This is a genomic window from Bradyrhizobium sp. LTSP857, assembly GCF_000938285.1.
Lineage (GTDB): Bacteria > Pseudomonadota > Alphaproteobacteria > Rhizobiales > Xanthobacteraceae > Bradyrhizobium.
The window spans coordinates 502,168-515,273 of sequence record NZ_JYMS01000027.1 but is presented as its reverse complement, the minus strand read 5'-3'; the positions used below and the strand labels follow the sequence as shown (position 1 = coordinate 515,273).

Genomic DNA, 13,106 nt, shown 5'->3' with positions numbered 1-13,106 from the left:
GCGAGGGCTTTGCACAAATCGCGAATCTGCGATTCACTAAGAGAGATCTGAAGAGGGTCTTGGGATGGCATATCGGCAGGTTGGGCAACCGAGCTTCGCAGATGCGCTGGCGTCGCGGCGTGGGAAAGGCGGTGCGGTGCTGAGGCGGATTTGCGAACTGGTCGATTGGGGGGCTGTGGAGCGCGTGCTGTGCGGCCTTCCGGAACCTGAGCGTGGCGCGCCGGCCTATCCTCGGCTGGTGATGTTCAAGGCTGTGCTGTTGCAGCAATGGTACGGGCTGTCCGATCCGGAACTGGAAGAAGCGCTCGATGACCGGGCCTCTTTCCGCGACTTCTGCGGCTTTGCGCTGGGCGACGAGACGCCCGACCATACGACGATCTGGCGCTTCCGCGAAGCTTTGCAGCAGGCCGGTCTGGACGAGACGCTGTTTGCCGAGATGCTGCGCCAGATCGACGCGCGCGGGCTGGTGCCGCGTCGAGGCACATTGATCGACGCCAGCCTGATCCCGGCGGCGGTGAAGCCGCCGAAGCCGCCAAAGGACCCGCTGCCGCCCGGCCCAGACGGGCGCGCGCCGAGCAAGCTGGTCAACAGCGAGCGCGATGCGGATGCGCGATGGACCAAGAAGGGTGGCAAGCGATACTTCGGCTACAAGGCGCATGTCGGTGTCGACCAGTGCTCGGCGATCATCCGTCGCAGTAAGCTGACCGACGCTGCGGTCAACGATACGGTGCCGGCCGATGAATTGATCAGCGGCGACGAGAAGGCGGTCTACGCCGACCAGGCCTATGACAAGCACGAGCGCCGCGCCGGGCTGGCTGCCCGGGGCATCAAGCCGCGGCTGATGTTCCGGCCCAACAAGCATCATCCCCTGACCGAGCGGAAGAAGCGCTTCAACGACGCCGTGGGACGCCGCCACGCGCCGGTCGAGCAGGTCTTTGCGCGCCTCAAGGGCGTCTACGGCTGGGCGCGCGCTCGCTATCTGGGCTTGGCACGCAACCATACCCATCTGCGTCTTCTCTGCTTGGCCATGAACCTCAAACGATGGGCGGTGCTGTGTCCCGCGGGAGGTGTGGCGTGACCGCCGTAGCCCAACGCCATCGATCGGCCACGAAAACAAGGCCGTCTGCGTTCGCTCGCCATCCGAGGCCACACAAAAAAATGCCCCACATCGAGCCTCACTCCCGCACGGCCAATTAAGCAAAGCCCTCGCTTGCGGGAGAGGGTTGGGGTGAGGGTGCTTCCGCAGAGAGACTCCCAATGAGGAGAGAACCCCCACCCGGCGCTCCGCGCCGACCTCCCCCGCAAGCGGGAGAGGTTACAGCGAGCCCGTGGCTAGCTCATCCAATCCAAAATCTATCTCGCCCCTAGTGCACCCGTTCCGAAGCACTCCAATTGCCTCGGAACACCCTCTGCGCCCCCGCAAAATCCACGCCTTTGAGACATCGAAACGACCGCTCGAATCGCGCTTTCTTCAGTGCCAGAAATCGGCCTTCAGACGCCTTGAAAACCGGCCAAAAAACCCTATTTAGTCAAAGGGTTGCCGGAAGATACTTTGCGCTAGGCGCAATTGGTCTTTCATGGCACAAATAGCCTGCAAATCAGCGCCTTTTGCGCGGCTGATTCGGGCGACATCTCGAAGGCCTCTCATGACAGAACCTGCTCGGCAGACGCCTGCCGAAAACGAGCCCTCAAATCCAAGCGATTACGGGGCGGAATCGATCCGCGTGCTCAAGGGTCTCGATGCCGTCCGCAAGCGTCCCGGCATGTATATCGGCGACACCGACGACGGGTCCGGCCTGCACCACATGGTCTACGAAGTCGTCGACAACGCGATCGACGAAGCGCTCGCGGGCCACGCGACGCGCGTCGACGTCGTACTCAACGCCGACAATTCCGTCACCGTGCGCGATGACGGCCGCGGCATTCCCGTCGACATCCACAAGGGCGAGGGCATCTCGGCGGCCGAGGTCATCATGACCCAGCTCCACGCCGGCGGAAAATTCGACCAGAATTCCTACAAGGTCTCAGGCGGCCTGCACGGTGTCGGCGTCTCCGTCGTCAACGCGCTGTCCAGCAAGCTGGGCTTGCGCATCTGGCGCGACAACAAGGAGCATTACATCGAGTTCGCCCATGGCGATGCGGTGGCACCGCTGGTCGTGGTCGGCGACGCGCCGGGCAGGCGCGGCACCGAGGTGACGTTCCAGGCCTCGACCGAAACCTTCAAGAACATCGAATATGATTTCGCCACGCTGGAGCACCGGCTGCGCGAGCTCGCCTTCCTCAATTCCGGCGTCAACATCGCCCTCTCCGACATGCGTCACGCGGTCGAGAAGCGCGAGGAGATGCACTATTCCGGCGGCGTCGAGGAATTCGTCAAATATCTCGACCGCAACAAGAAGGCGATCGTGCCGGCGCCGATCATCGTGCGCACGGAGAGCAACGGCATCGGCGTCGAAGCGGCGCTGTGGTGGAACGACAGCTACCACGAGAACGTGCTGTGCTTCACCAACAACATCCCGCAGCGCGACGGCGGCACGCATCTGGCCGGCTTCCGCGGCGCGCTGACGCGTCAGGTCAACGGCTATGCCGACACCTACGCGAAGAAGGAAAAGATCGCGCTGACCGGCGACGATTGCCGCGAAGGCCTCACTGCCGTGCTGTCGGTGAAGGTGCCCGATCCAAAATTTTCGTCGCAGACCAAGGACAAGCTGGTGTCCTCGGAAGTGCGCCCCGTGGTCGAGAACGTCCTCAACGAGGCGCTCCAGGCCTGGTTCGAGGAGCACCCCGGCGAAGCCAAGATGATCGTCGGCAAGGTGATCCAGGCAGCCGCGGCCCGCGAAGCGGCGCGAAAAGCGCGCGAGCTGACGCGCAAGAGCCCGCTCTCGGTCTCCTCGCTGCCCGGCAAGCTCGCCGACTGCCAGGAAAAGGACCCGGCGAAGTCCGAGCTGTTCATCGTCGAGGGTGACTCGGCAGGCGGCAGCGCCAAGCAGGGCCGCAACCGCGAATTCCAGGCGGTGCTGCCGCTACGCGGCAAGATCCTCAACGTCGAGCGCGTCCGCCCCGACAAGATGCTGGGCAGTGAGCAGATCGGCACGCTGATCACCGCGCTTGGAACGAGCATCGGCGACGAGTTCTCGGTCGAGAAGCTGCGCTATCACAAGATCATCGTGATGACGGACGCCGACGTCGACGGCGCCCACATCCGCACCCTGCTGCTGACCTTCTTCTACCGGCAGATGCGCGACATCATCGACGGCGGCTATCTCTATATCGCCCAGCCGCCGCTCTATAAGGTCAACCGCGGCAAGTCGGAGCAGTATCTGAAGGACGAGCGGGCGCTGGAAGATTATCTGATCGACACCGGTCTCGACGACTGCGTCTATCTTCCCGGCAACGGCGGCGACCGCACCGGCCGCGACCTGCGTTCGCTGGTCGACGACGCCCGAACTGTCCGCGGCGTCCTGCGCAATTTGCACAGCCGCTATAACCGCAAGGTGATCGAGCAGGCCGCCATCACCGGCGTGCTCAACAAGGCGATCTACGGCGATCCTGAGAAAGCTACCGCCGCGGCGCAGTACATCGCGGGACGGCTGGACAACCAGGCCGAGGAGGTCGAGCGCGGCTGGATCGGCCAGTACGTGGAAGGCCAGGGTTTCCAGTTCGAGCGCACGGTGCGCGGCGTCAAGGAAGCCGCCGTCATCGACGACGCCTTCTTAGGGTCGGTCGAGGCGCGCAAGCTCGACGAGTACACAGAGAAGCTCCAGGACGTTTACGCGCGTCCCGGCAAGTTGCGGCGCAAGGATACCGAACATCCCGTCCACGGCCCGGTCGACCTGTTCGAAGCCGTCACCGACGCCGGCCGCAAGGGCGTCACGCTCCAACGCTACAAAGGATTGGGCGAGATGAACCCGGGACAGCTCTGGGAAACGACGCTGGATATCAATGCGCGCTCGCTGTTGCAGGTGAAGGTCAAGGAGGTCGACGAGGCCGACGACATCTTCACCAAGCTGATGGGCGACGTGGTCGAGCCGCGCCGCGACTTCATCCAGGAACATTCGCTGAGCGCGACGATCGATATTTAAGCGTCGAATGCCTCTAGGCTAAAGCTGCCAACTTCACGGTCGCTGCAACCTCTCCCGCTTGCGGGGGAGGTCGGCGCGTAGCGCCGGGTGGGGGCTCTCTCCTCGCGGCGATATTCTCCGTAGATTTCGACAACCCCACCGCGGAAACACCCCCTCCCATAGCCGATGCTCTGCATCGGCGTTTCTCAAGAACGGCGGCGGTAGGCCGCCTATGCCTCCCCCGCAAGCGGGAGAGGGAGCGCACCTCCCTCATGGCGACCATCAAGCCCGAATTGCTACTGCGCTCAATTCTCGGTAGTTTCCGCCCCAAACCAGCCCGCCCAATCGAAACAGGACAGCGAGAACCCAAGTGGCGCCCATCCAATATATCGTCGAGGGCGGTCACCGGCTCTCGGGCTCGATCGAGCCGTCCGGCAACAAGAATTCGGCGCTGCCGATCATCGCAGCCGCGCTGCTCACCGAGCATCCGGTGACGCTTCAGAACGTGCCGCGGATCCGCGACACCGAGACGCTGGTCGAGCTGATCCGCTCGGTCGGGGCGTCGGCCGAATGGAGCGCCCGCAATACGCTCGTCATCCACGCCAAGAGCATTCGCGCCGCCGATCTCGACCCTGACCTCTGCGTCCGCATCCGCGCCTCGATCCTGCTCGCAGGCCCCCTGCTCGCGCGCTGCGGCGAGGTGATGCTGCCGCCGCCCGGCGGTGACGTGATCGGCCGGCGACGGCTGGACACGCATATGCTGGCGCTGGAGCAGCTCGGGGCCAAGGTGACCGCGACTGACCGACTGGAATTCCGCGCGTCAAAGCTCACCGGCGCCGACGTGTTCCTGGACGAGCCGAGCGTGACTGCGACCGAGAACGCGCTGGTGGCGGCGGTTGCCGCCGACGGCACCACGTTCCTGCGCAACGCCGCCTCCGAGCCGCATGTGCAGGACCTCGCCAATTTCCTGGTCGCGCTCGGCGCTAGAATCGAGGGCATCGGCACCAACACCATGATCATCCATGGCCCGGCGACGCTGGGTGCTGCGACCTATTCGATCCAGCCCGATCACATCGAGGTCGGCTCGCTGATCGGGCTTGCCGCCGTAACGCGCTCGCCCTTGCGCATCGTGCGCGCCGGTGTCGAGCATCTGCGCTCGATCCGCATGGGATTCGAGCGGCTCGGCATCGTCTGCCGCGTCGAGGGCGACGATCTCATCGTGCCCTCGAACCAGACGCTGAAGATCCAGGACGATTTTGGCGGCCACGTGCCGAAGCTCGAGGACCAGCCCTGGCCGGCCTTCCCCGCCGATCTGATGTCGATCGCGATCGTCACCGCCACGCAATGCGAGGGCGTGATCCTGATGTTCGAGAAGATGTTCGAATCGCGGATGTTCTTCGTCGACAAGCTGATCGCGATGGGCGCGCGTATCGTGCTGTGCGATCCGCACCGCGCCATCATCGCAGGTCCGAGCCGCTTGCGCGGCGCATCGATGATCTCGCCCGACATCCGCGCCGGCATGGCGATGCTGCTCGCGGCGGTCTGCGCCGAGGGCACGTCCACCATCAACAATGCCGACCAGATCGAACGCGGCTATGAGCGCATCGACGAACGGCTCAACGCGCTGGGCGCGAAGATCAAGCGCGTGCCCGAGCGGAAGGGCTGAGGCTGCTTTCTTCCTTCTCCCCTTGTGGGAGAATTCTCCGCGGCGATAGTATCGTAGGGTGGGCAAAGCGAAGCGCGCCCACCATTTCTCTCGAAGCTTTGATAGATGGTGGGCACGGCGCAAGTGCGCCTTTGCCCACCCTACAATACCGAGCTAGCGGATAGAGCCCCTCACCCGTCTCGCTCTCGGGCCATGTTTTCGTCGCCGGGCCATGCTATTGACCCGCCATGCTCGACACCGCGCAACCTCATCCGCCGCCGCAAGCCGGCGTGCCGCAAAACCATCTCGCCGATGAATTCGTCGAGACGTTGCGGCTGGCCGTGCCGATGATGCTGACGCAGCTCGGGCAGATGGCGATGATGACGACTGATCTCGCGCTGATCGGCCGGCTCGGCGAGGATTCGGTCGCGGCTGCGGCACTTGCGCACACGGTCTATTTCGTCAGCTTCACCTTCGGGCTCGGTCTCGTCGTCGCGGTGTCGCCGCTGGCCGCACAGGCGTTTGGCGCCGGCGACGTCAGGCGCATGCGGCGCGCGCTGCGCGTCGGGTTGTGGGTTGCGCTGTTGATCTCGCTGCCGATGATGGCCTCGCCGCTCTATGGCGAGCACATTCTCTTGGCGCTCGGGCAGGCGCCGCAGTCCGCTGCATTGGCCCAGCATTATCTGAACGGGCTGGCCTGGGGGATCGCGCCGGCGCTCGGCTTCGTCGCGCTGCGCGGCCTGATGAGCGCGATGAACCGGCCGCTATCGCCGCTGTGGATCACGCTCGTAGCGATCCCCGCCAATGGCGCGCTGGTCTACGTTCTCTTGCACGGCCTGTTCGGGCTGCCGGAGCTCGGCCTGCTTGGCGCCGGCCTGGCGACCACGCTGGTCAATCTTGGTACCTTCGTCGCAGCGCTCGGCATCGTCGCATGGCGCAAGCCTTTTGCTGGCTATCGCCCGCTCGCCCATCTCTGGCGGATCGACTGGCCGCTGCTGCGCGAACTTATCGCGCTCGGTGCACCGATCTCGTTTTCGATGCTGATGGAATATGGGCTGTTCTCCTCGGCGGCGCTGCTGATGGGGCTGATCTCGACCACCGCGCTTGCCGCACATCAGATTGCGCTCCAGGTCACCGCCGTGCTGTTCATGGTCCCGCTCGGCATCGGGATGGCCGCAACCGTGCGGGTCGGTCACGCCGTCGGCCGCAACGAGCCGGCGGCCGTGCGGCGCGCGGGCCTCGTCGCCGCGCTGCTCGGGATCGCGTTCGTCTCGGCGCTGACGGTTGCCATTATCCTCGGCCGCTACGAGCTGGGGCGGCTGTTCTTCGGCAGCGACGAGACGAGTGCGGCGACCGTCGAGCTGACCGCGACGCTGCTCCTGGTCGGCGCCACCTTCTTCATCGCCGACGGCCTCCAGACCATCATGGGCGGCGCGCTGCGCGGCCTCAATGACACTCGGATGACACTGGTGTTCGCCGCCATCGGCTATTGGTGCGTCGCCTTCCCGATCGCCTGGGTATTGGCATTTCACGCCCATCTCGGCGCGGTCGGCGTCTGGATCGGGCTGTCGATCGGATCGTTCGTCTACGCAGGCCTGCTGATCTTGCGCTTTGGGATGCTGACGCGCAAGATCGCGGGATGACCGGATCCGTTCGCGAAGTCCCACCTGAGGTCGATGCCGGCACACTGCTGGCCGGCGCGCAGTTCATCGACGCCTTTCGCGTGGAGATCGGCACAACCCCCGTGAATGCGCGCGAGGCCTGCACAAGGATGGTGCTGCACGGGCCGCGCTGGGTCGATGCGCTGACACGCCTGCGCAACATTCTGGTGACGCCGTTCGGGCTGAAGACATCGGGCGAAGGCGCGCCGGCGCCCGGCGGCCTGATCGGCCTGTTTCCGGTGCTGAGCGAGACGCCGGAGCGGCTGGTCGCCGGCTTCGATGATTCTCATCTCGACTTCCGCATCGTGGTCAACGTTGCCGGCGACGCGACGCTCCGCCACGTCACCTTGACCACGCTGGTGCGGACCAACAATCTGCTGGGCCGGACCTACCTCGCGCTCATCACGCCCTTCCACAAGCTCGTAGCCCGCAGCATGATGGGGCGGATCGTAGAGCCGGCCCGCTAGCTCACTCCGCGATCTTCACCGGCCCGTCTGCCGTGGCCTCCGACCATTCACCGACGACGCGATCGAGATCGCAGAGATTCTGGTGCATCTGCTCCAGCGAGAAGCCGAGTGCGAAGAAGCGCTCCGCGGTATCGCCGGGATGGCCGCGGATCAATCCGTCCTGGCGGACGGCCGCCACCGCCTCGGCATAATGCTGGAGCGCGACGTGGACGGGATGGATCGGGGGCGCGCCGGCGCCGACCCGGATCGCTTCCGCCGCCGACCGCAGGAAGCGCACGATCGCGGCGCTGACTTCCGCCAGCGGGCCTGCGAGCCTGATCTGCACATCAACCGGCAGCGGCACCACGGTCGAGCGGCCGATCATCACGACGTCATGGCGCAGCCGCAGGATGGTTCGCAGCAACGGGCCGGTGTCCGGGCCGCCCGACAGCCGCGCTGAACGCTCGCGCTCGGCCTCGGCGCCGATGGTGTTAAGGCCGACCATCGCGGCGCCGATGCCGTCCTGGATCCGATGCAGCGCGTCGTTGTCGCGGCCGCGCGTCAAGCCTGCGAGCAATTCGGTGAAGGCTTCCGCGATCAATTCGAGCAGCTTCGCTGCACTGGCGCGGATCTGCCCCACTGCGCGCGACGGCAGCACCAGGAACGAGACCAGCAGCCCGGTGATGGCGCCGACCGAGACCTCGCTGACGCGGTCGATCGCCGAGGCCATGGGATCGGCGTGATGCATGCTCGGAAGCACGAGCACGATCACTGCCGTCACCGTCGCAGAGCTCAGGTTCGGATAGATCGCTGCGATGAAGGAAAGCGGCGCCACGGCCAGCACCAGCAAACCCAGAAGACCCAGTTCGCCCGAATAGGGGATCAGGATTGCGATAGCGCCACCATAGATCGCGCCGCCGATCGTGCCGATCATGTAGTCGCGCGTCGCCTTCAGCGAGCGCCCGACGCTCATCTGGGTCACGATGATGGAGGTGAGAACGGCCCAAAGCGGCAACAACAGGTGCAGAGCGGTGGCAAGTGCATAGGCCCCGGTGGCCGCCACCGTGACCCGCACCGCCAACCCCAATTGCGTCTTTCGCGACCAGACCCGGTCGAACAGCCGTGTTGCGAGTACCATCATCGAATGTCCGATCCAATCCTCGTCAGCCGACCAAAAGCATAGCTGATGCCCGTGTCCCCAAGGCCGCTTGAAAGGCCAAACCAGCCCGCCTAACTTGCCGGCCAAAACGAGGAAACACGATGGCCCACGAAACCGCAACGCTCGCCGCCTATGTCGCCAACCTGAAATTCGGGGATATTCCGGCGGAGGTGCTCGATCGCGCCAAAGTGCTGACGCTGGATTTCCTCGGCAGCGCCATCCGGGCCCGCAGCGAGGCGGAATCGACCCCTTCACTGCTGAAAATGCTCGAGGCGCTGGCGCTCGACACCAAGGGCGAGTCGACCGTGTTCGGCGACAGCAAGACCTGGACGCCGGCGGTCGCGGCATTGCTCAACGGCGCGCTCGGCCATTCCCTCGACTTCGACGATACCCATGCGGATTCCTCGCTGCATCCGAGTGCGCCCGTGGTTCCGGCGGCGTTCGCCGTCGGCGAGATGGTCGGCGCTTCGGGCCGCGACGTGCTGACCGCGATCGTCGCGGGCTATGAGGTCTGCTGCCGGCTCGGCAACGCGCTCGACCCGACCTCGCATTACGCGCGCGGCTTCCATCCGACCGCGACCGCCGGCACCTATGGCGCAGCGGCGGCCGCTGGCAGACTGTTCGGCCTGTCCGAGCCACAGCTCATCGCCGCCTTCGGCGTCGCCGGCAGCCAGGCCGCGGGCTCGCTGCAATTCCTGATGAACGGCGCCTGGAACAAGCGCTACCAGGTCGGCGCCGCCGCCATGAACGGCGTGATCGCCGCGACGCTCGCGCGCAACGATTTCGTCGGCGCGACGGAATCGATCGAGGGCAAGCACGGCCTGCTCGCCGGCTACACCGACGATGCACATCCCGACAAGGCGGTGGCAGGGCTCGGCAAGACCTACGAGACCATGAAGATCGGCGTCAAACCGTATCCGAGCTGCCGCTACACCCATGCCGCGATCGACGCGCTGATCGCGATGCGGCGCGAGCACAATCTGACGCCGGATCAAGTCAAGCGCGTCGAGATCGGGCTGCACCGCAACGGCATCACACTGACCGGCGATGCCGCGACCAAGCGGCATCCGACCTCGATTGTCGGCGGCCAGTTCTCGATGTTCTTCACCGGCGCGCTGGCGCTCGACCAGGGCTCATTTGGCTGGGACGATTACAACCGTCTCGGCGATGCCGCGATCGACGCGCTCGCCGACAAGTTCGACGTGGTGCAGGACGACCGGCTCGAAGTCGGCCGCACCCATCCGTTCGGCGCGCGCGTCAGCATCACCACCGACGACGGCGTGCACGAGCGGCTCTACGCCGATCCTTCCGGCGAGCCGGCATCGTTCCCCGATGCGCAGGCGATGCAGCAGAAATTTTTGACGCTGGCACGGCCGGTGCTGAACGCGCGCGCCGATAAGTTCGCGGATGCGATCATGACGCTGGAGCGGTTCGATCGCGTGGCGAAGGCGACGGAGCTGGGACGGCAGTAGCCGCCTAGTTCGCTCCCGCCATCTTCCCCTTCTCGCGCGTCGCTGCGACCACATCCCGCACCAGATCGAACACGCCATCCGCTTCCGGCGGCCAATTCGGCGAGCGGCCGAGCCGCACGATCACCAGCCGCTCGGACGGAATCACGATCGTGTATTGCCCGATCGTGCCCTTGGCGAAAAAGGCATCGCGCGGCCAGCCGTGCTCCACCCGAAACTTCGTACCAAAGCTGTCGCCCTGATTGGTCCAGAAGCCGGCGCCGATGCCGACCCACGCGTTGGGCGTCGCCGTCGCGGAGTAATTCACCCAACCCTCGGGCAGGATGCGCTTGCCGCCGGCGACGCCGTCATTGAGATAGAGCTGGCCGAAGCGCGCCCAGTCGCGCGCGGATGCGAGCATTTCGCTGGAGCCCTCGATCGTGCCGACACCGTCGAGCTGGAGCGTGACGTTGTTCATGCCGAGCGGCGCAAACAATTCGCGGCGCGCGAAGGCAAGTGCATCGGCGGGCTTGCCGACGGCGGCGTTGCGGATCAGATGCGCGAGAATAAGGAAGTTGCCGTCGTGATAATTCCACACCGTGCCGGGTGCGGTCGCAAGCGGCATGCTCGCGGCATAGGCGGCCATATCATCCTCAGCGAATTTCATGGTGTTGACCGGCTCGAGTGCCGAACCGAGCGAGGCTTCCAACGAGCTTCCGAGCGCAATGCCTGCGGTGTGACGCAGCAACTGGTCGACAGTGATGGCATGGCGCGGATCATCAGGATTTTGCCAAGCGGCAATTGGCGCGGGCCCATCGAGCTTCAACTTGCCCTGGCGCACGAGAATGCCTGCCAGCGCCGACATCACCGACTTCGTCATGGAGAAGCCGAGCAGCTGCGTCTCCAGCCCGACACCATCAGCGTAGCGCTCGGCAACGATGCGCCCGGCCTTCATGACAACGATCGCGCGGGTGCGGCGATAAGGCGGTTGCGCGGGCTCGGCGAAAGCGCGGTCGAGCGCGGCTGAAAGCTCTGGACTCTGCGGCGGCACGACCGAAGGGCCGGCGATCTCGGGCAGTAACGCGGGCTGCTTGTCATCCGGCGGCAGCGCGACGTCGGCAATCGCCGCGCCATGCTCGAGCGTGCAGCCGAGGCCCTCGCGATAGACGGCATGGCTGCGGCCAATGCCGAACAGCGTCACCGTGACATCCTTGCGCGCGCGATCGACCTGGTAGTCGATCGCCCAGGTCAGCAGACCGACGCCCGGCATCGCATCGGTGGTCTCGACGAGGTCGCGCCGGGGATCGAGGCCGGAGACGAAACTCTCCGAACAGAGCACGTCGGCGATGAAGCCGGTGGCGACTTTCGGAACGTCGCGGGCCCATGCCGCGCCAAGGGCAAGGCCGGCACAGATGATGGTGGTGGTGAGGAGGATGATCTTGCGGCGGCGGGTCACGGGCTTTCTCCGGGCTTCGAGGACGTGCCGAGAGAAAGCCCGAGTGGCCTGATGAGCGCTCGCCGGATTTGAAAGCGAGCTCGCCGAAACTGCGCAGCGGCTCGCCGATTCTGAAATTATCCAGTTTTTACAATTGATTACAGGGTTAGATAGCGTCAACCCTGAGCCGCCGATATTCCGTCGGCGTAACGCCCGTGACCGCCTTGAAGGCGCGATTGAACGGCCCGAGCGACTGGAAGCCGGCGTCCATCGCGATGGTGATGACGGGGACCTCGGCCTGGGTCGGATCGGCGAGCGCGGCCTTGGCCTCCTCGATCCGGTGATTGTTCAGAAACACATTGAAGTTGCGATAGCCGAGCCGCTGGTTGATCAACCGGCGCAGCCGGTATTCGGGAATCTTCAAACGGCCCGCCAGCACGCCGATGGTGATGTTCTCCTGACGATAGATCCGCTCGTCCGCCATCAGCCGCATCAAGGCGTCGATGAGCTTTTGATCGGCGGCGTCATCGGCCGCAGGCTGACTGAAAACAATCGGCGGTGCGGGCTCCGCCGCGGCCGGAAACAGATCCGCCCCGTCAACGCGCATCATGGCATAGACGATCGCCGCGACGGTGCAGGTGAGCACGCCGGCATTGATGGTTTCGGCGACATCGCCGACGTGGTGCCCGGCGGCGGCGATCTGGAGCACCGCGTTCAATCCGCCATAGAGCGCGGTTATACAGACGATGAAGACACGGGCGCTGCGGCGGCGCTCGACCAGGTCGGCCGGCCAGGAGGCGATCGTCTGCCCGATCGCAAGCGCGATGAAACCGAGCACGATCAGATTGACCACCGTCACCGAGAACCGCACATGGCCGCTGGGTGCAATCCAGACGCAGCCTGCGAAGCTGAAGGCCGTCACCAGCGCCCAGACCGATCCGTGCCACCAGCGGAGGTGAAACTCGTCGTCGAACAGGGAGCGTGTGAACAGCCAGAACACCACGATGCTGCCGGTCGCCAATGCGATCAGCGGTGCATGCAAGAGCGGGATCCGCGACGTGACATCCAACGAATAGCTCGCCGCATGCGCGGCCGAGCTGAGCGCGAAGGCCGCGCCGAGCCGGGCCGCGAGCACATTGCGGAAATCGGAGACCAATGACGCCGCCAGCACCAGCAGCAGCGCGACGCTGGCGGCGCGAAAGGCGAGTTCGAGATTGGTCAGCAGCATTCTGTCGGTCCGCTTCGTCGGTG

General features: G+C 65.3%; 9 protein-coding genes. 6 read left to right on the top strand and 3 right to left on the bottom strand.

Annotated features, from left to right (window positions below; all coding sequences use genetic code 11):
* The first annotated feature begins 64 nt into the window (after positions 1-64).
* From UP06_RS19860 to UP06_RS19840, 5 genes are all read left to right on the top strand, one after another.
* Positions 65-1,078: an IS5 family transposase gene (locus tag UP06_RS19860; RefSeq protein WP_050031577.1), complete on the top strand. Its 1,014-nt coding sequence runs from the start codon at positions 65-67 to the stop codon at positions 1,076-1,078.
* 568 nt (positions 1,079-1,646) lie between these two features.
* A complete protein-coding gene (gene gyrB, locus UP06_RS19855; protein WP_045004980.1) occupies positions 1,647-4,082 on the top strand; it encodes a DNA topoisomerase (ATP-hydrolyzing) subunit B in 2,436 nt (811 codons plus the stop codon).
* Positions 4,083-4,431: 349 nt separating this feature from the next.
* Positions 4,432-5,727: a UDP-N-acetylglucosamine 1-carboxyvinyltransferase gene (gene murA / locus UP06_RS19850; RefSeq protein WP_045004979.1), complete on the top strand. Its 1,296-nt coding sequence runs from the start codon at positions 4,432-4,434 to the stop codon at positions 5,725-5,727.
* Between the two features lie 227 nt (positions 5,728-5,954).
* Positions 5,955-7,349, top strand: a complete 1,395-nt coding sequence (locus UP06_RS19845) for an MATE family efflux transporter (protein ID WP_045004977.1) — start codon at positions 5,955-5,957, stop codon at positions 7,347-7,349.
* Complete coding sequence (locus UP06_RS19840) at positions 7,346-7,834, top strand: DUF2867 domain-containing protein (RefSeq protein ID WP_045004975.1); 489 nt, start codon at positions 7,346-7,348, stop codon at positions 7,832-7,834. The genes UP06_RS19845 and UP06_RS19840 overlap by 4 nt, the downstream gene beginning before the upstream one ends.
* Position 7,835: 1 nt before the next feature.
* Here the strand turns inward: UP06_RS19840 and UP06_RS19835 are convergent, their stop codons facing one another.
* A complete protein-coding gene (locus UP06_RS19835; RefSeq protein ID WP_045005048.1) occupies positions 7,836-8,951 on the bottom strand; it encodes an FUSC family protein in 1,116 nt (371 codons plus the stop codon).
* Between the two features lie 122 nt (positions 8,952-9,073).
* Between UP06_RS19835 and UP06_RS19830 the strand changes: the two genes are divergently transcribed.
* Entirely contained in the window at positions 9,074-10,444 is a 1,371-nt protein-coding gene (locus UP06_RS19830) for an MmgE/PrpD family protein (protein ID WP_045004973.1), read from the top strand.
* A gap of 4 nt (positions 10,445-10,448) precedes the next feature.
* On the opposite strand, the gene UP06_RS19825 is transcribed toward UP06_RS19830, so the two are convergent.
* Complete coding sequence (locus UP06_RS19825) at positions 10,449-11,876, bottom strand: serine hydrolase domain-containing protein (RefSeq protein ID WP_045004971.1); 1,428 nt, start codon at positions 11,874-11,876, stop codon at positions 10,449-10,451.
* A gap of 145 nt (positions 11,877-12,021) precedes the next feature.
* Positions 12,022-13,083 (bottom strand): helix-turn-helix domain-containing protein, encoded by a 1,062-nt coding sequence (locus UP06_RS19820; RefSeq protein ID WP_045004969.1) that lies wholly within the window; start codon positions 13,081-13,083, stop codon positions 12,022-12,024.
* Positions 13,084-13,106 lie beyond the last annotated feature (23 nt).

Coding starts and splice junctions, on each gene's coding strand:
- UP06_RS19860 (WP_050031577.1), top strand. CDS start 65: ATGGCATATCGGCAGGTTGGGCAACCGAGCTTCGCAGATGCGCTGGCG.
- gyrB (WP_045004980.1), top strand. CDS start 1,647: ATGACAGAACCTGCTCGGCAGACGCCTGCCGAAAACGAGCCCTCAAAT.
- UP06_RS19845 (WP_045004977.1), top strand. CDS start 5,955: ATGCTCGACACCGCGCAACCTCATCCGCCGCCGCAAGCCGGCGTGCCG.
- UP06_RS19840 (WP_045004975.1), top strand. CDS start 7,346: ATGACCGGATCCGTTCGCGAAGTCCCACCTGAGGTCGATGCCGGCACA.
- UP06_RS19835 (WP_045005048.1), bottom strand. CDS start 8,951: ATGGTACTCGCAACACGGCTGTTCGACCGGGTCTGGTCGCGAAAGACG.
- UP06_RS19830 (WP_045004973.1), top strand. CDS start 9,074: ATGGCCCACGAAACCGCAACGCTCGCCGCCTATGTCGCCAACCTGAAA.
- UP06_RS19820 (WP_045004969.1), bottom strand. CDS start 13,083: ATGCTGCTGACCAATCTCGAACTCGCCTTTCGCGCCGCCAGCGTCGCG.